General features: G+C 40.4%; 18 protein-coding genes. 7 read left to right on the plus strand and 11 right to left on the minus strand.

Going from position 1 to position 21,470, the window contains the following annotated elements:
* Window positions 1-172: 172 nt before the first annotated feature.
* Entirely contained in the window at window positions 173-2,332 is a 2,160-nt protein-coding gene (locus EL242_RS11090) for a TonB-dependent hemoglobin/transferrin/lactoferrin family receptor (RefSeq protein WP_126302626.1), read from the minus strand.
* A gap of 129 nt (window positions 2,333-2,461) precedes the next feature.
* Between EL242_RS11090 and EL242_RS11095 the strand changes: the two genes are divergently transcribed.
* Genes EL242_RS11095 through EL242_RS11105 form a run of 3 tightly spaced genes read left to right on the plus strand, consistent with a single transcriptional unit; the run spans window position 2,462 to window position 5,119 of the window.
* Window positions 2,462-3,316, plus strand: a complete 855-nt coding sequence (locus EL242_RS11095; protein ID WP_232019674.1) for a heme/hemin ABC transporter substrate-binding protein — start codon at window positions 2,462-2,464, stop codon at window positions 3,314-3,316.
* Between the two features lie 10 nt (window positions 3,317-3,326).
* Entirely contained in the window at window positions 3,327-4,313 is a 987-nt protein-coding gene (locus tag EL242_RS11100; protein ID WP_126302628.1) for a FecCD family ABC transporter permease, read from the plus strand.
* A complete protein-coding gene (locus EL242_RS11105; protein ID WP_126302629.1) occupies window positions 4,313-5,119 on the plus strand; it encodes an ABC transporter ATP-binding protein in 807 nt (268 codons plus the stop codon). Before EL242_RS11100 ends, EL242_RS11105 begins: the two co-directional genes overlap by 1 nt.
* 20 nt (window positions 5,120-5,139) lie before the next feature.
* Here the strand turns inward: EL242_RS11105 and purN are convergent, their stop codons facing one another.
* The 9 genes from purN to EL242_RS11150 all read right to left on the minus strand — a co-directional run bounded on the left by purN (window position 5,140) and on the right by EL242_RS11150 (window position 15,155).
* Window positions 5,140-5,778, minus strand: a complete 639-nt coding sequence (purN, locus tag EL242_RS11110) for a phosphoribosylglycinamide formyltransferase (RefSeq protein ID WP_126302630.1) — start codon at window positions 5,776-5,778, stop codon at window positions 5,140-5,142.
* 106 nt (window positions 5,779-5,884) lie between these two features.
* Window positions 5,885-8,128, minus strand: a complete 2,244-nt coding sequence (locus EL242_RS11115) for a TonB-dependent receptor domain-containing protein (RefSeq protein ID WP_126302631.1) — start codon at window positions 8,126-8,128, stop codon at window positions 5,885-5,887.
* An 8-nt stretch (window positions 8,129-8,136) separates the two neighbouring features.
* A complete protein-coding gene (locus tag EL242_RS11120; RefSeq protein WP_126302632.1) occupies window positions 8,137-8,973 on the minus strand; it encodes a ChaN family lipoprotein in 837 nt (278 codons plus the stop codon).
* A 157-nt stretch (window positions 8,974-9,130) separates the two neighbouring features.
* A complete protein-coding gene (glyA, locus tag EL242_RS11125; RefSeq protein ID WP_126302633.1) occupies window positions 9,131-10,393 on the minus strand; it encodes a serine hydroxymethyltransferase in 1,263 nt (420 codons plus the stop codon).
* Window positions 10,394-10,669: 276 nt separating this feature from the next.
* Complete coding sequence (locus EL242_RS11130; RefSeq protein ID WP_126302634.1) at window positions 10,670-10,891, minus strand: hypothetical protein; 222 nt, start codon at window positions 10,889-10,891, stop codon at window positions 10,670-10,672.
* Window positions 10,892-10,978: 87 nt separating this feature from the next.
* Window positions 10,979-12,010 carry a methionine synthase gene (locus tag EL242_RS11135; RefSeq protein WP_126302635.1) on the minus strand — a complete coding sequence of 344 codons (1,032 nt, stop codon included), beginning with the start codon at window positions 12,008-12,010 and terminating at the stop codon, window positions 10,979-10,981.
* Window positions 12,011-12,109: 99 nt separating this feature from the next.
* The gene (locus EL242_RS11140) at window positions 12,110-13,087 is read right to left on the minus strand and encodes a putative oxygenase MesX (RefSeq protein WP_126302636.1); all 978 of its coding nucleotides are present in this window, start codon (window positions 13,085-13,087) and stop codon (window positions 12,110-12,112) included.
* Between the two features lie 139 nt (window positions 13,088-13,226).
* Window positions 13,227-14,111 carry an NAD(+) kinase gene (locus tag EL242_RS11145; RefSeq protein WP_006252132.1) on the minus strand — a complete coding sequence of 295 codons (885 nt, stop codon included), beginning with the start codon at window positions 14,109-14,111 and terminating at the stop codon, window positions 13,227-13,229.
* 9 nt (window positions 14,112-14,120) lie between these two features.
* On the minus strand, window positions 14,121-15,155 hold the full coding sequence (locus EL242_RS11150) for a TrmH family RNA methyltransferase (protein WP_126302637.1): 1,035 nt from the start codon (window positions 15,153-15,155) through the stop codon (window positions 14,121-14,123).
* A gap of 180 nt (window positions 15,156-15,335) precedes the next feature.
* Between EL242_RS11150 and suhB the strand changes: the two genes are divergently transcribed.
* The 4 genes from suhB to EL242_RS11170 all read left to right on the plus strand — a co-directional run bounded on the left by suhB (window position 15,336) and on the right by EL242_RS11170 (window position 20,673).
* The gene (gene suhB, locus EL242_RS11155; RefSeq protein ID WP_126302638.1) at window positions 15,336-16,148 is read left to right on the plus strand and encodes an inositol-1-monophosphatase; all 813 of its coding nucleotides are present in this window, start codon (window positions 15,336-15,338) and stop codon (window positions 16,146-16,148) included.
* A gap of 44 nt (window positions 16,149-16,192) precedes the next feature.
* A complete protein-coding gene (gene dxs / locus EL242_RS11160; protein ID WP_126302639.1) occupies window positions 16,193-18,046 on the plus strand; it encodes a 1-deoxy-D-xylulose-5-phosphate synthase in 1,854 nt (617 codons plus the stop codon).
* 185 nt (window positions 18,047-18,231) lie between these two features.
* The gene (locus tag EL242_RS11165) at window positions 18,232-19,818 is read left to right on the plus strand and encodes a carbon starvation protein A (protein WP_126302640.1); all 1,587 of its coding nucleotides are present in this window, start codon (window positions 18,232-18,234) and stop codon (window positions 19,816-19,818) included.
* A 60-nt stretch (window positions 19,819-19,878) separates the two neighbouring features.
* Window positions 19,879-20,673 carry a TatD family hydrolase gene (locus EL242_RS11170; RefSeq protein WP_126302641.1) on the plus strand — a complete coding sequence of 265 codons (795 nt, stop codon included), beginning with the start codon at window positions 19,879-19,881 and terminating at the stop codon, window positions 20,671-20,673.
* Here the strand turns inward: EL242_RS11170 and EL242_RS11175 are convergent.
* Window positions 20,664-21,422: a BPL-N domain-containing protein gene (locus EL242_RS11175; RefSeq protein WP_126302642.1), complete on the minus strand. Its 759-nt coding sequence runs from the start codon at window positions 21,420-21,422 to the stop codon at window positions 20,664-20,666. The two genes, EL242_RS11170 and EL242_RS11175, sit on opposite strands and share 10 nt — an antisense overlap.
* Between the last annotated feature and the right edge of the window lie 48 nt (window positions 21,423-21,470).

Raw genomic sequence — 21,470 nt, forward strand, 5'->3', positions numbered from 1 at the left:
TTTAATAGCTGTTTATTGCAGATAGGAAAGCATTTTGTTTTTATCTACTATCCAGAAACAAGCGGTTAAATTTGTTTAATTTTTTACAAAAAATGGGCCAAAATTAACCGCTTGTTTATTACTATAAAGAAATAAGTACGTAAAAATTAACTCTTACATTTAATGCTTATCTCTAAAATTTAAACTCCACTGATGCCATTACATAGCGCTCTGGAGAAAGGTAACGATTTAAGCCTTCGCCAGTTATACTGTTGGCAACTCCAGGACTAGTTATACCAATAGTTCTTAAACTATCCCAAGTCCAATATTTTTTATTAAAGAGATTATAAACCCCAACTTTAACAATCGCTCTTTCTCCAAACTTTTTGTGTGCAACTAAGTCAAATACGGTGGCTGAATTACTTAAGTATGGGTAAGTGGTTAATGATTTATCGTAACTTAAATATCCAGTATTTGCTAAAATAGCATACTGTTGTGCATATTTTGCTTTTTTGCCTTGTGTGTATGTGCCGTTTAGGTGTATCGCCCAGTCATTGTTCACAGCTCGATAACCTATGCCGAACAATGCTTTTAACGGTTGAACCGTGAGTAAGTCGGAACCATCATTACGTTTGCCACGAGCATAACCAAATCCGCCATTAAGCTCAAAGCCTTGTGGAATTGCATTCCACGCTGTGTTTAAGTCTAAAGTTCCGTTAATATCAACACCTTTGATTTTAGCTCGGTTGACATTTTGCGATTGGTAAACATTGTTACCAATAGTGGCAAGATCAATCAGATTTCTATAGTGGGTATGATAAGCTGTTACGCTCAAGCTGCCTAATGAACCATTACCTACCAGTGAAATTTCATTACCTAAGCTTGTTTCCGGTTTTAAGTTAGTATTTGCTAAGAAAGTTTGGCTTGCTCCACGCCCTTGAACTTCACGGTTAAAGAACATTTCACTTGCGGTAGGTGTTCTAAAACCACGGCTGAGTTTATAGCCAATTTGCCATACAGGAGAGAGCTGATAATTTAAACCAATATCTCCCGCCCAATTGTTAAAGGTTTTATCTGACAAACTATTATCATCCGAATGTAATTTCGACTGCTCATATCGAGCATTTAAATGAGCAGATAGATTTTGTGTCAGTAAAATAGAGTCGCCCATCAAAATATGGAAAGACTTGTTTTTTGCCGGAGACTGCATATTTTGATCGGTTGGCGTAATGCCTGCTGTATAGGTTTGCATATCAAAACTGAAATCAGATACACCATAGCCTAATTCCGTTGACAATTTATGTTCGGTATTACCTAGATCAACAGGCTTGAATGTAACACCTAAGCTACCTTCAACATTTTTAGTATTAAAAGCCCGTTTGGTATTATCTGTTTTTGTACCACGGGCAATAGTGATTTGATCGTTAATACCTGAAATTTCAGTATCCTGTTTGGTTACCGCAACTTTAATATTTTCAAGAATACTGTTTTTTGGAGTGTATAAATAAGTAACGCCATAAGTTTCAATTTCCTGCACATCCAAAAAATCACGTAATGTGACGGTAGAATAAGAAAGCTCTTGACCGGCGTTTTTACTGCGTTGCTTAGAAGTTTTTAATTCAAGGCGATTTTCATCATTCCATTTTAGCCCTAATTTTGCCAAGTAGCTGTATTGATTATTTTTGTAAGGATTTGGTAAACCACGACCACTTCCCATAATATCCGGACCTTTAGACGTTGTTTGTGTTTCGTGTCCTTGACGGTGGCTATACATAACCAAAGCATCCGCATATTGACCATCCGCAGCAATACCTGCCGTCTCAATATTCTCTTTATTTTGACCGTTATAGGTATATTTCAACATCCCACCAAATTGGCGACCTTTCATTAAAATATCACTTACGGTTTTAGTTTTATAGTTCACAGAGCCGCCTAATGCCCCATTGCCTACGTTTGTGCTTGAGCCTTTTTCAATGGTTACATCGCTCATTAATTCAGTATCGATTTCAGGGCGAGATTTATTGTAGTAACTATAGCGACTAAAGGTGGCATAGTTATTTGATGCTGCTTGCGATATGCCATCAACTGTTACTGCCACTTGATTACCTTCAACACCACGGATATTAAACCCTTGTGGGCCAAAGCGGCCTGTTTGCGGAACGCCCATATCAGTACTATAACGTACTAAATCTTCATTGCTCATCACCGCTTGCTGTTTAAGTAGGTTCTCCTGCTGCTCATTTACTTCAATAGTATCTAGTTCAATGCTACTAATCTTTGTTTCTTGAGCTAAGGAGAGTTGAGAAATAAAGGGAGTAATCGCTATTGCTAATACAGTTTGCTTTATTTGCATATTTTAGATCCTCTAGTTAGTTTAATCCGTTTAATGTTAAAAAAATGTTAACACTATATCATTTTAATTGAAAACTTAAATAATAATAATTATTATTTGAGTTTAGATAAAAATCAAATGGAGTATAAAATGAGAACCTTACTTTTTTCTTTCATTGCCCTATCAATGTGTTTAAATACCACAAACGCGGCAGAAAAAATTGTTTCAACTGCGGGCTATGCTTCCGAAATTGTCGCAGCACTAGGAAAAGCTGATAAGTTAGTCGGTGTGGATACCACTTCAGTTAAACCTCAAACGATAATGGAGAAAAAACCTAAAATCGGTTATCGTCGCCAGCTTTCTGCTGAAGGTATTCTCTCTTTAACCCCAGATTTGATTATTTTAGCCCCTGATGCCGGCCCTAACGCAGTTATTGAGCAAATTAAAGCCAGCGGTATTCCATTACTTCACTTAGGAGAGAAACCGAGCTTAGCAGGGATTCGTGAGGATATTCAGCAAATTGCCAAGGCGATTGGTGCAGAATCAGAGGCAAAACAATTAACAGAAATCATTCTGGCAGATGAAAAAAAATTAGCGGACATTCGTAGCCAACATTCTCCTGACAAAGAAGCCTTAGTGCTAATTGACACTGCATCGCAAGGCATCTTTGGGCTAGGGAAAAAGAGTGTGGGTGAGCATTTCTTAACCTTGTTAAATCTCAACAATAGTTTCAATGCCGAAGGCAATAAGCCACTCTCCAACGAGGCTTTAGCCGCAAGTAAAGCAGATGTTATTCTATTAGCCTCCCGCAATCAGGCAAAAGAATCTGCAACGATCAGTAAATTAGCAGAATCCAGCCCACAATATGCCCAACTTACAAATACACAAGCGGGCAAAAAAGGCTGTGTTTTTGCAATCAATATTTTAGATGCCTTGGGCTTTGGGCCTTACACTGCTCAATATGCACACCAAATTCTCACCACTATTCAACCTTGTTTAAAATAACGGATACGCTTTGAAACTGTATTTAACCTTAATTTTCACTTTAATTATCAGCTTAGTGGTTTGTACCCATTTAGGGGCGATGTCATTACCCCTATCCGCTTGGCACTGCAACAACGCTGAATGCGAAAGTGCAGCCTATATTTTATGGCAAATCCGCCTGCCCCGCTTACTAGGAGCGTTGTTCATCGGGGCAGCTCTCGCTATTAGCGGAGCAACAATGCAAGGGCTGTTTCGCAATCCGTTAGTAGATCCGGGGATTATAGGTGTTTCTTCGGGGGCTGCATTGTCTGCGGCATTATATATTGTGATGGTTCAGCCACTATTGCCGGAATCAATCAGCTATTATGCTCTACCTATTGCCGCCTTTTTAGGTGGCTGGCTGGTGACTTTTATGCTTTATCTACTTTCTCAACGTAACGGGCAACTACATATCGCCATTATGCTATTAATTGGTATTGCTCTGGCTGCATTTAGCGGTGCTTTAACCGGCATACTGATTTACATTGCCGATGATAACCAACTGCGCAGTTTAACCTTTTGGAGTATGGGATCTTTAGCCGGTATGAATTGGCAAATGGCGGCAATGATGGCTACCGTTGTCTTCATTTGTAGCCCACTTATTTGGCGGGAACACCGTGCATTAAACGCCTTAACATTAGGTGAAGAAGATGCACAATACATTGGTTTTGACATTGCAAAAGTCAAACGTCGTCTTGTGTTTTACGTTGCCTTATTAACCGGCACAAGTGTTGCCTGTGTGGGCGCTATCGGCTTTGTCGGGTTGGTTATTCCGCATTTGATGCGTTTACTGGGAGGCAGTAACCACCGCCATTTATTACTCAATAGTTTGGTTTGCGGTGCAATTTTATTAATGATTGCGGATACCCTTGCCAGAACCCTAGCCGCCCCGGCAGAAATCCCGATTGGCATTTTTACCGCCTTATTTGGTGCGCCATTCCTTGCGGTAATGGTATGGAAGAGTGGGAAACATATCTAATGAGCAATTTATTAACTTGCCAAAATTTAAGCATCGTTCATCAACAAAAAAAGTTGCTGGAGATTCAAGAGGTCTCTTTTGAACAAGGAAAATTTACCGCCATCATCGGTCCAAACGGTGCAGGCAAAACAACCTTACTCAAAGCCTTAAGCGGTAATAATGCACAAACTAACAGTGCCGTATTTTATCAACATCAACGCTTAACAGACTTAAACGGATATGCTCTGGCTCAAAAACGGGCAATGCTCAGCCAACAGAGCCAAATTGCCTTTCCCTTAAAAGTAGAAGAATTGGTACAACTCGGAAGAGAGCCATATCGCCAAAGTGAATTTGCAAAATTTAATGAAAAAATAACCGCTTGGGCTATGGAAACAATGTCTTTAACCGCATTAAAAGAAAGAAGTAGCATACAACTTTCAGGGGGAGAACAACATCGAGCGCATATTTCCCGAGTGCTGTCTCAACTCGTTCCCGAACCGAATGCCGATTTAAGCGGAAGCTGGCTTTTGCTTGATGAACCCACTAACCATTTGGATATTCATCACCAATATCAGCTTTTTTCCTTACTACAAAAGCTGAAACAACAAGGTTTAACCATCATTGCGATTTTGCACGATCCTGCATTGGCGATAAATCAAGCCGATCATATCTTAATGCTAAAAAATGGGAAAAAATTTGCTGAAATGTCCGCCAAAGCAGTCGCTGAAAGCCGTTTATTAGATGATCTGTATGAAATGAAAATGGGCTGTCGCTATTGCCCTCACAGTGGGCAATATTATCTTTGCCCTGCATTAGCTGAAAGTTAGGGTGCAATGCACCCTATCGTTTAATCTTCGGCATATCCACCGGTAGGCAACAGTTTACCGTCTAAATACGCTTTGCCGTGCTGAGAAACTAATCTACCCGAACAGAACCACTCAATCACCAACGGATAGTATCGATGCTCTTGCTCAACCACTCGAGCCATTACATCTTCAATCTCATCTTCAGGATAAATCGGCACTTTGGCTTGTAATACCACCGCACCCGCATCCACTTCTTCATTCACGAAATGAATGGTCGTGCCGTGTTCACTCTCCCCAGCCTCAATCGCTCTTTGATAAGTGTTTAGCCCCGGGTATTTAGGTAATAAGGAAGGGTGAATATTGAGTATTTTGCCAGCAAAACGTTGCGTAAATTCAGGCGTTAAAATTTTCATATAGCCGGCTAACACAATTAACTCAGCTCCTAACTGCTCAATTTGTTCGGCAATCGCAAGATCCATTTCCACATTGCTTTGGTAATCTTTACGAGAAAATACAAATGTCGGGATTCCCGCCTGTTTAGCTCGAATCAGCCCATAGGCATCTGCCTTATTGCAAATTACACCGCAAATCTGACCGCTTGTATCCGCAGATTTTTGCGCATCAATCATTGCTTGTAGGTTAGAACCATTCCCTGAAATTAAAACCACAAATTTTTTCATATTACACACCGGCTGAATATTAATCGTTCCCGATATTATGCCTTGAATCTCAACATCAGTACAGGAAAGAAAAATGGCTTATTGGTTAAAATAAGCCATTTTCAAGCTAGAAACGCACCTCTGCCCCTAGTGTGTAAGTTCGACCTCTGGCACTATTCGTGAAACGATAGGTGTCTGTATCAGAGTCATACTCTTCTGAGCTGGAAGAGTTATACGCATTTAAGGCATCAAGATAATTTCGGTTCATCACATTTTGTACCCCGACTTTTAAGGTTAAATGTTTATTCACTTTGTAATTTGCATATAAATCGATAATCACCGGAATATTCGGTAACTGCTCGTGAATAATGTTGCCATCTTCGTCTAAATCAATACCGACACGTTTCGCTTTGCCTGTATATTTAAAAATGCTAGACAGTGTTAATTTTTTATCCAGCAATTTAGCCCCTAGCTCCAAAGTCGCATAATCTTTTGGTAGCTGGGTATAAGCTTCAGTGCCAAATCCATAAAGAATAGTCGCACCTTTTGAAGTGGGTGCTGTGCTTTCAGTTCGGGTATAACTACCATTGACAAAAAAAGCATCGGAATCGTAAGCCAGCTCAACTTCCCAACCTCGATTTTTAACCTTTTCAGGGTGATTCACATAAATTTGGAACTGTATAGCATTGGTAGCATCACTTGAATTTCGACATACTGTTGGCCCACAACCATACAACGAGAGGTTATACAAATAGTCTTTAATGCGTGAGTTAAAATATACCGCTTTTAGCCCCAAGATATCATTATTGAGTAATACATTATCTTGATGAATATTAAACCCAATCTCATAGGTTTTCGCACTTTCCGGTTTCAAAAACGGGTTCACACTCAAGCCATTTCGACTGGTATTAAACATTTCTTGCACATTAGGCGAACGGGAGGTTTGTTTGTAACTGACAAACGGTTGAAACCAATCAACAACCTGAAACGCTAAAGTAGCAGAAGGATTCAACTTGTAGTGTTTTTTATTAACATCAAACCCAAAAGAAGGGAAACAATAATCCATATCATCGCTATCGCATTCTGGCTTATATCCTTTTAACTGATAGCGTGAATAGTGAAGACTTGAATTTAAAGTGAAAATACCGTATTTCCATTCAGTGTCTAGGTAAAGGGAATCAATATTTTGCTTACCTGCCGGCCCAAAAGCTGCATTGCGAATCGCTCCATCATTATTCTTACTTTCCGGTAAATCACGGGAATATTTATTTCGCATTAAATTTACACCATAAGTCAATAATGCTGATAATTTCCCTGACTCAAAACGGCTGGTGTTATTCAAATCAAACATCCACATTTTGTTTTTGGTTGAGGCATCTTCTAATGTCCATAGTTTTGCATCATCGTGGAAATCTTGCTTAGTTTCTGTTACGGCAGTTAGGAATTTCAGATCAATCCAATCAGATTGAGGACGGTAACTGGATTCTAAGGAATAGGTCGCACTATCAATATTACGCCCCACTAAGCTATTTTTATATTGACGTCCGGACAATTTAAACTCTGAGTCTTGATTTGGCTTAAAGGCAATTTTTCCCATATAAGATTCAGGGTGATTTTTTAACCCTTGCATATAAGCAGAATCACTTGCCATTGTGCCATTACCTCGCCGATAATTTTGACTGATACTACTTTTGCTAAAAGCCAATAAACTGCCAAGAGAGCCACTTTCCAGCACATCAACTTTTCCGGCTAGTGCAATCATTCCGTTTTTACCTAGATCATTATTGCCATAATTAAAACGGCTTAAAACACCAACTTTATGTTGTTCTAGCAGAATATCTTCGACATCAATCGTTTTAAAATTGGCACTACCAGCTAAAGCATTCAACCCGGCTGCACCATTGTTGTAACCTTTCGCAATATCCACTCGGGTTAAAAAATTTTGATCAATTAAAGTGCTGAATTGGCTCATTGGCCCGTTACCGTCAGTGTGGAACTTACCACCTCCGTTTGCTGATGTACCAAGCTGGGTTTGTGGCACGCCATCAACTAAGGTATTTACCCGACCGAGTCCGCTCATATTACGAATATTCACGCTCACGCCACCCTGCCCCGGGTCAATTTGGGTATAACCACCTGCGACAGAGCGGACAATACTATCTAAATTTTGCATTGCATTCACATTCATTGCACGGGAGCTCACCGATCCGGCTTTACTGAAATTCTCAAAATTAGGGTTTTCCACAGTGCCATAAACTGTAACAGTATCAAGCTCCATAATATTTTTCGCCTTTTCTTCTGCGAATGTAGTTTGCGATGCTACGATACACAACACCGGAAGCAAAATGCGAGTAATTGTATTAAATTTCATAATTCTCCTTATTGAGTGACCCAAAGATAATCTGCCTGTGAAGAAGTAATACCTTCTCTCTCTGTTTTAAGCATTAGCACCGCTACTTTTTTTGTTCGGTCATATTCCGCAGTATGCAACGGAACGCCAAGATCTTTGCGAACGTGGTGGTTACCTGCAATCAGCAAGCTAGTCGATAACGCATTTTTTACTAATTTTTCTGCCATTCTGCGATCACGGAATTGTTGTACTGCCACCATATTTTCCATCGGGTAAACACTCCCGTGATTTATTGAGGACAGTAATTGTGCAATCTTTTGTTTGACTTCAGTGGAAGTGGATACAGAACCTTTTAATGGCTCTGCCCCATTTAATAAAATTTCAACCTCTTTATCTGTTAAGTTAGTGGCTACAACACGACTATTTGAACGCAAACTCTCTACCACTAAATCTTGATACATCTTCCAATCCCATTTTTGCCATTGAATTGCCTCTCTTAAATCAGTAGCTGATAAATTAACCGGTTGGTTAAACTGAATGCGATCAATCGCAGGTTGCTGATCCACATTTAACATCTCCAACGCAATTAAATGTAACTTGGCTTTCTTCGTAAGTTGATTAAATAAATACAATTCAATTTGGTGGTGAATTAACTGAGTATGCTCCTCACCAACTAAAACGTAATCTTGAGAAGATAGACGGGAAAGTAGCTCAGTAAATGAAATCGTTTGATTGGTATTCAGATCAATAATTTGGCCGATAGAGTCCACGTTTTGTTCATTAAGGGATTGTGTTGAAACCGAGCAGCCTAAAAGAAAAAAAGCCATAAAAAGGCTAGCTAAAAAAGAGGAAATACGAGGTAACATAACAAAAAATAAATTAATGAGAATTATTATCATTATGTTATGTAAAAAAAGAAAAATCAATTTATTTTCAGAAAACAGATAAAGAAAATGATTGATAAAACAAAAAGCGGTAATATTTCTAAAAAATATTACCGCTTGTAAAAGTGTAAAGTTGAGATTATGCGTACACTGGTAAACGTTTACAAATGTCTAAAACTTTCGCTTTAGTCTCTGCAATCATTTGTTCGTGATTATCTTTACCAATGCTATCTAACACATCGCACATCCAGCCGGCTAGTGCCGTCACTTCTGCTTCTTTAAAACCACGGCGGGTTACAGAAGGCGTTCCCACACGAATACCTGAAGTCACGAATGGTTTTTGAGGGTCATTCGGTACCGAGTTTTTATTCACGGTAATGTTCGCAGCCCCTAATGCAGCATCTGCCGCTTTCCCCGTTAAACCTTGTTTTACAAAGCTAACAAGGAATAAATGGTTTTCCGTACCGTTTGAAACCACATCAAAACCACGTTGCTTAAATACCTCAACCATTGCTTTCGCATTTTTCACAACCTGCTGCTGATATGCCTTAAATTCCGGCTCTAAAGCTTCTTTAAAACAAACCGCTTTTGCCGCAATAACGTGCATTAACGGACCACCTTGACCAGCTGGGAATACAGCAGATTGCAGTTTCTTATACATTTCTTCATCACCAGATGCAGATAAAATCAAACCACCTCGAGGACCGGCTAAGGTTTTATGGGTTGTTGTCGTCACGACATGAGCGTGTGGAAGCGGATTTGGATAAACCCCCGCCGCAATTAAGCCGGCAACGTGAGCCATATCCACAAATAAATATGCCCCAACTTCATCGGCAATTTCACGCATTTTTGCCCAATCCATAACTTGCGAATAAGCAGAGAAACCAGCAACAATCATTTTCGGTTTCACTTCTTGGGCTTGTTTGCGTAATGCTTCATAATCAATTAAGCCTTCATCAGTAATGCCGTATTGTTCTGCTTTATAAATTTTACCAGAGAAGCTGACTGAAGCACCGTGGGTTAAATGCCCGCCGTGCGCTAAACTCATACCTAAAATAGTATCACCCGGATTAAGCAACGCCATATATACGGCTGCATTCGCTTGTGAGCCTGAATGCGGTTGAACGTTGGCATAATCTGCCCCGAACAATGCTTTCGCACGGTCAATCGCGAGTTGTTCTACAATATCCACATACTCACAACCCCCATAGTAACGTTTACCCGGATAACCTTCGGCATATTTATTGGTTAATTGTGAGCCTTGAGCCTGCATTACACGTGGGCTTGCATAGTTTTCAGATGCAATTAATTCAATATGTTCTTCTTGACGGCGATCTTCATCTTGAATGGCTTGCCATAATACTGCATCGTAATCAGCGATATTCATATCACGTTTTAACATTTTTGGACTCCTAATAAGCTTAAGTAAACGTTTGCGTAAGTTGATTTCACGTTATTTTACGCATTTTTTAGTTTCATAGATAGTATTATTTATATAAAAATTAACTTCGAGTGAAAGAAAAACAAGCGGTCACATTTTGTAAAAAATTTACCAAATATGACCGCTTAGTATTATTCATTGAATTAATGATTATGATCTTTTAAATGCTTTGCCCATTGCATTGCCGCAAATCCTAAAACGGCTAAAACTAGCAAACCAATAGTTAATCCATCCATTTTACATTTCCTCCGCTGTCTCTCTAAATGCCCTGGCGGTTGTTAAAAAAGAATATATAACCGTAAATAATGTAGCCAAATGCACAAACTTCATCAATAGTAAATACTCTCCATAGAGAATAACAGGAATTGCTAAAATTGCAACTTTTGCCACATCGTCCATTAGTTTTGCCCAAGCCTCAAATGAGCTTTTCTTAATCGGCTTTTTAAATAGATTTAGCATAATGCCTCCGTCATTTCCTGTTATTTTGGAAGAAAATCTGGAAACGAGCAAAAAGCAAAGTTGATATTTTCGATGCAGATCGCAAAATTATTTTGCTAATTCCGCACGCAATATCGCTGCCCCTTGGCTGAGTGCCTGTAATTTACCTTGTGCGACTTGGCGTGAAAGTGGTGCCATTCCGCAGTTGGTGCTTGGGTAGAGTTTATCTGCATCGACAAATTGTAATGCTTTGCGTAACGTATCTGCCACTTGTTCCGGTGTTTCGATAATGTTAGTAGCCACATCAATCGCTCCCAGCATTACTTTTTTGCCACGCACTAATTCGATTAAGTCCATTGGCACACGGGAGTTTTGGCACTCTAAGGAGATAATGTCGATTTTTGATTGTTGCAGTTTCGGGAAACTCTCTTCGTATTGACGCCATTCATTGCCGAGGGTCTGTTTCCAGTCGGTATTGGCTTTAATGCCGTAGCCGTAGCAGATATGCACCGCCGTTTCGCATTTTAAGCCTTCCGCCGCACGCTCTAACGCTGCCACGCCCCAGTCGTTTAATTCATCAAAGAAAACGTTAAACGCCGGTTCGTCAAATTGAATAATATCGACACCTGCTGCTTCCAACTCTTTGGCTTCTTCGTTGAGGATTTTGGCAAATTCCCACGCCAGTTTTTCACGGCTTTTGTAATGACCGTCATAGAGGGTGTCGATCATCGTCATCGGGCCGGGTAATGCCCATTTAATTGGCTTGTCGGTATGCGCACGCAAGAATTTGGCATCGTCCACAAACACCGATTTCGGACGGGAAACTGCCCCCACCACGCTTGGCACGCTGGCATCGTAACGGTTACGAATGCGCACGATTTCACGCTTGCTAAAATCCACCCCTTCCAAATGCTCGATAAAGGTAGTAACAAAGTGCTGGCGGGTCTGCTCACCATCGCTAACAATATCAATCCCTGCCGCAATTTGTTCGGCAAGAGAGACAAGAAGGGCATCACGTTTGGCTTGAAGTAGCTCCTCTCCTTCAAATTTCCAAGGTGACCACAGTTTTTCTGGCTCGGCAAGCCACGAAGGTTTTGGTAGGCTGCCGGCTGTAGAGGTTGGGAGAAGAATGTTGCTCATTTTGTGTTCTCTGATTTATGTGTGTTTTTAAGTTTATACTATGGAGATCAAACTCCCCTCTTTAGCAAAGAGGGGAAGTTATTTAGGACATAATTTTATTTATTTTTCTGCTGCCCAAGCCTCTAAAATCGCTTGGTAACGCTTAATAAAATGCTCTTCGGTGTATTTACCCTGTTTGATCGCCAACTGGGTGCGTTCTTCACGGTCATATTCCACTTTGGTGACAGAATAATCTTGGTAAGTCAGGCTGCCTTTATATACTTGCCCTGCGACCGAATTGGCATTGTAAATTTCCGGACGGTAAATTTTTTGGAACGCTTCCATTGTGGCAATCGTGCTGATTAGCTCTAAGTTAGTGTAATCATTGAGCAAGTCTGCATTCTCATCAAAGTAGAACGCATACGGCGCAACGGATTTTGGCGGCATAAAGTAACGCACTTTTAAGCCCATTTTCGCAAAATAGGCATCGGTTAATGAATAACTATCTTGCAGATATTCCACACCTAAAATCGGGTGAACGTTAGTGGTTCTCGTGTAGGTACGGGTGGTTGCCACGCTTAAACAGATCACCGGTGGTTTTTTATATTTTGCGGTATATTCAGGCGATGCCAATAAATGCTTAAACAATTTACCGTGCAACTCTCCATAGCCTTCCGGTACGCTAAATTGCTTTTTGTCTTTGTTATAATCTAGTAACAGTACGCTGAAATCGTAATCACGCACAAATGACGAGAAGTTATTGCCAACAATACCGTCAATGGTTTTGCCGGTTTTGTGGTCGATAACATAGGTTTTTAACCACTCAATCGCTGGGAAAAACTCGCCCTTGCCTTCGACATCAATATCCAGCGAAACAATATCTAATTTCACCGAATAACGATCCGCATTCGGATTATCCCAGTTCGCTAAATCGTTAAAACGGTTGTTGATCATCGCAATCGCATTTTGCAGGTTCTGCTTGCGGTTTTCGCCACGGGCAAGGTTGGCAAAGTTGGTGGTTAAACGGGTGCTCTGCTCTGGTTGGTAATCCTCATTAAATTCAATGGTGTGCACTTGGCATTTAAAATTTGTTGTCATTTTATTGTCCCCTCTATTTTTCAAGATGACTTATTGAACCACAAATTTTTATTGAATAAAAATGATATATTTTTGAAATTTATATGAAAGCAATTCATATTGAATTTGCAAATTTAAGTAAAAAAGCACCGCTTGTCATTTAAAACAGCTTACTTGCCCAGCCTAATTTAGAGCCTAATACGGTAAAGTAGTTGTAATCTTTTAAATGCAGTAGTTGTAATTTATCTGGGCTTTTACGCACCAAGACTCTATCTTCAGGCGTAAAGTGCATATTCACCTGCCCGTCACAAATCACTTCTAAATCAGGGGTATTATATTTGGCAAAACGAAGTGAAATTTGGCTATCGCCATCAACCACTAAAGGACGAGAAGAAAGGGTGTGAGGGTGCATCGGTACTAATGCCATTGCATTCATATTCGGAGTTAAAATCGGGCCACCAGCAGAAAGTGAATAGGCGGTTGAGCCTGTAGGCGTTGCCACAATCAAGCCATCTGCACGTTGTGAAAAAGCGAATTTTCCGTCAATATAAACTTCAAATTCAATAATTCGAGCTACTTGAGTTGGGTGAACCACAATTTCATTCAAGGCATTATTTGCGGCAATAATTTTACCGTTTCGCTCAATGAAAGCCTCTAACAGGAATCGCTCTTCAATCACATATTCATTTTTTACCAAGCAGCTATAAAGCTGTTCAAAAGCCGTTTGAGGTGCAATATCGGTTAAAAAACCCAGATTGCCCCGGTTAATGCCTATCAATGGCACTCGGTATTTAGCTAAAGCTCGGGCGATGCCAAGCATATTACCATCGCCACCAATCACAATCACCAACTCTGCACGCTGACCAATCTGATCTAAACTGTAACTCTCCTTAAGCTGTAACTGAGTGGCAACCTCTGTTTCCACTAAAATTTGATAATCACGATCTTTTAACCAATTATAAACGGCAAGATGTGTTTCAAATGCACTATCGTGTCGAGGTGTGCCAACAATCGCAATCACTTCAAACGGTTTTTGCTGATTCATTTCAATTCCTTAAAGAATGTGGGTTTGATACCATTGATTAAGTAGAATACCTGCGTTTACCGCCACATTTAAACCACTATTTAACGGATTATTAAAGGAAAGCTGTACTGTTGTATCTTCTGTGTAAGCCACATCACTTGCCGGAATCTCACTTAATACAAAAACCACCTTTTCCGCCAGCTTAATTTTGGTTAAAGAAGGGGCTTGCTTATGGCGTGTGAGGTGTACGATTTGATAACCAGCTTGGCGTAGCTGTACCAAAGCAATATGCTTGTTTTTAGTTTCTAACGCCCGCACAAATTCCAAGCCACCTTCTGCAACACGAGCTGCGGCACTGGAATTTAAACTATCTACATTTTCGGTAATAATGCCTTTCACACCATAGAAAGCACAAGTTCTGATGATTCCCCCCACATTCTGTGCATTGTTTACGCCATCTAACAACACTAAGCAATCTTGTTTTTTCGGAACTTGTAAATAGCCCTCTAACACAAATGAGGCGGCTTTTTTCACCAATAAGCACATATCGCCGTGATGTTCGGTGCCGGTAACACGCTCCATCTCTTCACGGTCAATAACGTGATAGGCTTTTTTGTTCTGAGCCAAATAGCTCATTAAATCGCCTAATTTTTTGGCTCCTTCCACTGTTGCCCATAAACGCACAATAGATTCAGGACGCTGTTGGAACAAGCTGATACAAGCATTTTCGCCATAGATTTTCATCTCTTCCAAACGATTTTTCTTAATTTTCTCGGGCGCTCGTGGTGAAAGTGGGCCGGTTTTCTTCTGTTTAACTGAGCTATTCCCACCTTTTACCCAAATTTGCACGCTCCCCTCACCGCTGGCTTTTTTGCCTTCGGTTGGATAAATCTGTTCCGTGCTTGAATAAGTCTCTTCACGCTTAAAATGTAGCTTATGCGGTCTGTCACTTTTACCTTCATTTCCTCGCATTTTGCCTTTATCTGAAAAACGGCGAGAACGCTCATCTGAACGGCGTTCTTCTCTTTGTTTAAAACGAGGTTGATTATTTTCTTTAAATTGCATTTTTAGTACCTAAATGGGTGGCTTGAATGGGGGCTATTATAACGAATCCAAACTACAAGCGGTTAGAAAAAGCCATTTTTTTGTAAAATTTTTCACAGATTAGACCGCTTGTTGTTTCTTTATTTCGCTACATTCTTTATAATTCGTGCTTTGTTATGTTCTTTAAAATCTGGTGGAAATATGAACCCAATGTTAAACATTGCTATTCGTGCTGCACGAAAAGCAGGCAATATTATTGCCAAAGGCTATGAACAATCGCCTCAAGATACACAAGTTTTACAAAAAAATACGAATGATTATGTCACTGAAATTGATAAAGCAGCGGAAGCGGCAATTATTGATGTGATCCGTAAATCTTACCCTGAACATTCAATCGTGACCGAAGAGTCCGGCGTGTTAAACGGTAGCAATGAAAATGTACAATGGGTGATCGATCCATTAGATGGTACAACCAATTTCGTAAAACGCTTACCTCATTTTGCTGTCTCGATTGCCGTGCGTGAAAACGGACGTACGACAGTAGGGGTAGTTTATGATCCTATCCGCAACGAGCTTTTCACTGCGGTGCGTGGCGAAGGGGCTAAATTGAACGAGTTCCGTTTACGCATTGATGCAGAACGCCGTGATTTAAAAGGCACTGTGATTGCAACCGGTTTTCCTTTCAAAGTCATCAGACATCGTGATGCACATTTAAATATGCTTGAAAGCTTAATGAATAACGGCGTAGCTGATTTCCGCCGTACCGGTTCTGCCGCTTTAGATCTTGCCTATGTTGCAGCAGGTCGTGTTGATGGCTTCTTTGAAATCGGCTTAAAACCGTGGGATTTCGCAGCCGGTGAACTCATTGCCCGTGAAGCCGGTGCGATTGTGACTAACTTTGTTGGCGGAACAGACTACTTGAAAACAGGTAATCTGGTTGTTGGTAATGGCCGTGTGGTTAAAGAAATTTTAAATAGCATTCAGCCTACTTTGACCGAAGAACTCAAAGCTTAATTTAATATCATCTATTATTTGATGGTTGTGGGTAATAAAACATTATGGAAAAGAAGTATCCTCTGTTAAGCGAAATCAACTCACCGGAAGATTTACGTTTACTTTCTAAAGACCAGCTTCAAACCGTAGTTGATGAACTGCGAGCCTATTTATTGGAATCAGTCAGTCAAACTAGCGGACATTTAGCCTCTGGCTTAGGGGTAGTGGAGCTTACGGTAGCTTTGCATTATGTTTATCAAACGCCTTTCGACCAATTAATTTGGGACGTTGGTCATCAAGCTTACCCACATAAAATCCTTACTGGACGTCGGGATCAAATGCACACTATTCGCCAAAAAGATGGTATTCACCCCTTCCCTTGGCGTGAAGAAAGCCCTTACGATGTATTAAGCGTTGGGCATTCTTCCACTTCGATCAGTGCCGGTCTTGGCATTGCAGTAGCGGCAGAAAAAGAAAATGCCGGACGTAAAACCGTCTGTGTAATCGGTGATGGTGCAATCACTGCCGGAATGGCATTTGAAGCATTAAACCACGCAGGTGCATTGCATACCGATATGTTGGTTATCTTAAATGATAATGAAATGTCAATCTCTGAAAATGTCGGGGCATTAAACAACCACCTTGCCCGCATTTTTTCTGGTTCGCTCTATACTTCAGTGCGTGACGGCAGTAAGAAAATTTTAGATAAAGTGCCTACCATCAAAAACTTTATGAAAAAAAGCGAAGAGCATATGAAAGGGGTGATTTTCTCCCCTGAAAGCACTTTATTTGAAGAGTTAGGCTTTAATTATATCGGCCCGATTGATGGGCATAATATTGACGAGTTAGTCAAAACCTTGAGCAATATGCGTGAGCTGAAAGGCCCGCAATTTCTGCATATTCGTACGAAAAAAGGCAAAGGCTACACACCAGCAGAAAATGATCCGATTGGCTACCACGGCGTACCTAAATTTGACCCAACCATCAATGAATTACCGAAATCAGCCGCTCCGCCAACATACTCGAATATTTTTGGCGATTGGTTATGCGAAATGGCAGAGCGTGATCCGAAAATTATCGGCATTACGCCAGCAATGCGTGAAGGCTCGGGAATGGTGGAGTTTTCCAAACGTTTCCCAGAGCAATATTTTGATGTAGCGATTGCCGAACAACATGCAGTGACTTTCGGGGCAGGCTTAGCGATCGCAGGCTATAAACCGGTGGTCGCAATTTATTCTAGTTTCTTACAGCGAGCTTATGACCAATTAATTCATGATGTCGCCATTCAGAACTTGCCGGTGATCTTTGCGATTGACCGTGCCGGAATTGTCGGTGCGGACGGACAAACCCACCAAGGTGCATTTGATTTAAGCTTTATGCGTTGTATTCCCAATATGACCATTATGGCGCCGAGCGATGAAAATGAAATGCGACAGATGCTTTATACCGCTTACACGCTGAATACGCCAAGTGCCATTCGCTATCCTCGTGGCAATGCTAAAGGGGTAAAACTTGAGCCAATGCAAGGACTTGAAGTAGGTAAAGGAAACATTATTCGTGAAGGCAAAAAAGTTGCCATTTTGAATTTTGGTGCTTTGCTTGATGAGGCAAAAATTGTGGCTGAAAAACATAACTACACTTTGGTAGATATGCGTTTCATTAAACCATTAGATGAAGCATTACTTCAAAAAGTGGTGGATTCACACGAGTTGTTAGTTACGCTTGAAGAAAATGCTATTCAAGGTGGTGCAGGTAGTTTTGTGAATGAATATTTGCAAAATATCGGCAAAATCAAACCGCTTGTAATGCTTGGTATTCCTGACTTTTTCGTTCCCCAATCTACTCAAGCTGAAGCTTATGCCGATCTTGGATTAGATGCCCAAGGCATTGAAGCAAAAATTCAAAAATTCGATATTTAACTTTAAAAAGTCCCTTTGATTGATACAGAACAAAGGGATTTTTTGATGAACCTCACATTTTCAGTAAATTATTCACACAAATCTAACAATTCGTTTTACTTTATCCTCACTCCTCACTTACAATGGCACGCCTTTAGCAGTTCTGCTAAAAATGATCATTTATCTCAATTTATAGGATTTCTACTATGTTGTGGTTCTTTTTCTGTGTAGCGGTACTTGTACTTGGCTACTTCACTTACGGAAAAATCATTGAAAAGATTTTCGTGATTAATCCGAAAAAAACAACGCCAGCGTATTCAATGAATGACGGTGTTGACTATATGCCAATGTCTAAAACAAAGATTTGGCTAATTCAGTTATTAAATATCGCCGGTACAGGCCCTATTTTTGGACCAATACTTGGTGCCTTATACGGACCAGTTGCGATGCTTTGGATTGTGTTTGGCTGTATTTTTGCCGGTGCAGTACACGATTACTTCTGCGGTATGCTAAGTATCCGTAATGGTGGAGCAACAATGCCAAACCTTGCAGGTAAATTCTTAGGACGTCCGGTAAAATTATTCATCAACGTTATGTCATTAATTCTACTTTTATTAGTAGGAGTGGTATTCGTTGCAAGTCCGGCTCAATTACTCTCTACCATCACTATGGATATTGCCGGTGCAACCCAAAGTGCAATGGAATTAGGTGATGTGGAAGCCGTAAAAGAAGCGGTTGCAGCAGGTGGCGTTACCGTTTGGGGTATGGATAAAGCAACCGTTATCTCAGTCTGGACGTTAATCATTTTTGCTTACTATATTTTAGCAACATTACTTCCGGTAGATAAAATCATTGGTCGCATCTATCCATTCTTTGGTGCATTATTGCTCTTTATGTCTGTGGGTATGGTTTACGGGTTGGTTTCTGCACACTTAAGTGTTACAGATCCAATTGACTTCTTCCGTACAGTGAATGCAGACGGTCAAGGCTTAACTTGGGAAAAATTCACTCAAAACTTCCAAGTAAAAGGTGATGTTCCAATTTGGCCATTATTATTCTTAACCATTTCTTGTGGTGCATTATCGGGCTTCCACGCAACACAAACTCCATTAATGGCTCGTTGTGCTCAAAATGAAAGCGAAGGTCGTTTCATTTTCTATGGTGCAATGATTACAGAAGGTGTGATTGCGTTAGTATGGTGTATGGTTGGTCTTTCATTCTATGAAAACCCACAAGCATTACAAGATGCGATTTCTGCCGGCTCACCGTCTAAAGTGGTGTATGACAGCTCATTACACTTCTTGGGCTTTATCGGTGGTATTTTTGCGGTATTAGGTGTGGTGATATTACCTATCACTTCTGGTGACACCGCATTCCGTGCTGCACGTTTACAATTAGCAGAAATCTTCGGTTTGGAACAACGTACTTTAGTTAAACGTTTATACATTGCTATTCCATTATTCGTGCTTGGTTACCTTGTGTCAAAAATCGACTTCAGCGTATTGTGGCGTTACTTCACTTGGGCAAACCAAATGACTGCAATGGTTATGTTATGGACTGCCGCAGGTTACTTATACCGCTATAAAAAATTCCACTGGGTATGCTCGATTCCTGCATGGTTTATCACTACCGTGTGTGCAACTTACCTTGCGAACAACAAAATCGGCTTCGGTTTAGATTATGAATTATCAGTTTATATCGGTTTTGCGATTACGGTAGTTTGTGTTATTTGTTTCTTTGCTTTCCTCAAGCCATCTGAGGCTCGAGATGAAGATGCTTATGTAACAAACTAATCGCTTGCGTAAAGTGCTAAAAATGGGGACAATTTAGTCCCCATTTTTATTGGTTTTATTATGCAGTTTTTTGACACCCATACTCACCTTGATTATCTTGCGGAAAGCCTAAATTTAAGTATTCCAAAATTGGTTGAGAATGCTAAACAACATCAGGTTGAACGCATTCTCATTGTTTCCGTATTTGCAAAAAATTTTGCAAAAGTGACCGCTTGTGCCAAGCAAAAACCGGAAAACTTGGTGTATGGATTAGGACTGCACCCACTCTATATTCAACAGCATCAAGAGCAAGATCTAATCTTATTGGAAAATTTGTTAAGCCAGCGAGATCCGCAATGTACCGCAGTGGGTGAAATCGGTTTAGAAAAAGCGGTAGCTGAAGTTTGCACGCCATCGCTATGGAATAAGCAATGCGACTTTTTAGAAGCACAACTTGCGTTAGCGAAACGGTTTAATCTACCGGTAAACCTGCATTCACGCAAAAGCCACGATCAACTTTTTGTGTTTCTCAAAAAAGCCCAGCTCACAAAAACCGGTGTAGTGCACGGTTTTGCCGGTAGTTATGAACAGGCTAAGCGTTTTGTCGATCTCGGTTATAAAATTGGTGTCGGGGGAACAATTACCTATGAACGTGCGAACAAAACACGTGAGGCGATCCGAAAATTGCCGCTAGACAGTTTGTTGTTGGAAACCGATTCCCCTGATATGCCGGTGTTTGGCTTTCAAGGGCAGCCAAACCGACCGGAACGGCTTTTAGTGAGTTTTAATAGCCTATGTGAATTAAGAACAGAATCACCAAATATGATTGCAGAAACCATTTGGCAGAATAGTGAGCGGTTATTTTTTTACGCTTGATTTAGTTGTTGTTTTAGATGTCGCCAAATTTGCGAGCCATAATTTACATTAAAATTAGAGCAAATTGCTTCTTCTTGTGTTTTTATGTCAAGATTTTCACAGCAATTTACAATTTTTTGCCAATAAACGACCGCTTGTAATTCAAAATGTACACCCGACAACAGATAATAACCTCGCCCTAGCTCTCCCTCTATCATTGCTACTGAGCCATCAGGATAATAAGCCAACGGGTTATAAATCACTGTTGTTGAATTTGGTTCAAAACAGCAACCACCGTGATAATAAAACGGCGTTTTTCCACCCTCTGCAAGTGTTACTTCAACTATCGCTTTGCTACCAATGTTTTCATCGTAAAGTTGCCCGTTGGTAAACTGCGGCAGGCTGCCTTTCGCAATGCCATTAAATAAAGCTAGTTCTCGATTGCCATTTACGCTATAGTCACGCCCTACAAAATTCAATTCAGCACAGCCATAATAAGCTCCGGCACAGATACCGAGATAAGCTCCACCTTGTTCAATAAATTGGCGGATTCTACGATTGCCTTCTCCGTTTAATTTTTTGCAGTAAGGTAAATCGGCTCCACCGGGCATGATTAATAAACAGCCATCGGAAAACTTGCTTTGAATAATTTGTTTGGCATTGATGAGATAAGCCGGACGCTGTAAATGCTGTTTTACTGCCAATAACAGTGATTGAACACCAATTTCACTGCTACCTTCATCACAATAAATATAAACTGGTTTTACCATTTTAAATTCACTCTTACCCTAAAAGACATCTTCCTATATAATCGGTTG

This window comes from Mannheimia haemolytica (genome assembly GCA_900638155.1).
GTDB classification, from domain to species: domain Bacteria; phylum Pseudomonadota; class Gammaproteobacteria; order Enterobacterales; family Pasteurellaceae; genus Mannheimia; species Mannheimia glucosida.

Coding starts and splice junctions, on each gene's coding strand:
- EL242_RS11090 (WP_126302626.1), bottom strand. CDS start 2,332: ATGCAAATAAAGCAAACTGTATTAGCAATAGCGATTACTCCCTTTATT.
- EL242_RS11095 (WP_232019674.1), top strand. CDS start 2,462: ATGAGAACCTTACTTTTTTCTTTCATTGCCCTATCAATGTGTTTAAAT.
- EL242_RS11105 (WP_126302629.1), top strand. CDS start 4,313: ATGAGCAATTTATTAACTTGCCAAAATTTAAGCATCGTTCATCAACAA.
- purN (WP_126302630.1), bottom strand. CDS start 5,778: ATGAAAAAATTTGTGGTTTTAATTTCAGGGAATGGTTCTAACCTACAA.
- EL242_RS11115 (WP_126302631.1), bottom strand. CDS start 8,128: ATGAAATTTAATACAATTACTCGCATTTTGCTTCCGGTGTTGTGTATC.
- EL242_RS11120 (WP_126302632.1), bottom strand. CDS start 8,973: ATGTTACCTCGTATTTCCTCTTTTTTAGCTAGCCTTTTTATGGCTTTT.
- glyA (WP_126302633.1), bottom strand. CDS start 10,393: ATGTTAAAACGTGATATGAATATCGCTGATTACGATGCAGTATTATGG.
- EL242_RS11130 (WP_126302634.1), bottom strand. CDS start 10,891: ATGCTAAATCTATTTAAAAAGCCGATTAAGAAAAGCTCATTTGAGGCT.
- EL242_RS11135 (WP_126302635.1), bottom strand. CDS start 12,010: ATGAGCAACATTCTTCTCCCAACCTCTACAGCCGGCAGCCTACCAAAA.
- EL242_RS11140 (WP_126302636.1), bottom strand. CDS start 13,087: ATGACAACAAATTTTAAATGCCAAGTGCACACCATTGAATTTAATGAG.
- EL242_RS11145 (WP_006252132.1), bottom strand. CDS start 14,111: ATGAATCAGCAAAAACCGTTTGAAGTGATTGCGATTGTTGGCACACCT.
- EL242_RS11150 (WP_126302637.1), bottom strand. CDS start 15,155: ATGCAATTTAAAGAAAATAATCAACCTCGTTTTAAACAAAGAGAAGAA.
- suhB (WP_126302638.1), top strand. CDS start 15,336: ATGAACCCAATGTTAAACATTGCTATTCGTGCTGCACGAAAAGCAGGC.
- dxs (WP_126302639.1), top strand. CDS start 16,193: ATGGAAAAGAAGTATCCTCTGTTAAGCGAAATCAACTCACCGGAAGAT.
- EL242_RS11165 (WP_126302640.1), top strand. CDS start 18,232: ATGTTGTGGTTCTTTTTCTGTGTAGCGGTACTTGTACTTGGCTACTTC.
- EL242_RS11170 (WP_126302641.1), top strand. CDS start 19,879: ATGCAGTTTTTTGACACCCATACTCACCTTGATTATCTTGCGGAAAGC.
- EL242_RS11175 (WP_126302642.1), bottom strand. CDS start 21,422: ATGGTAAAACCAGTTTATATTTATTGTGATGAAGGTAGCAGTGAAATT.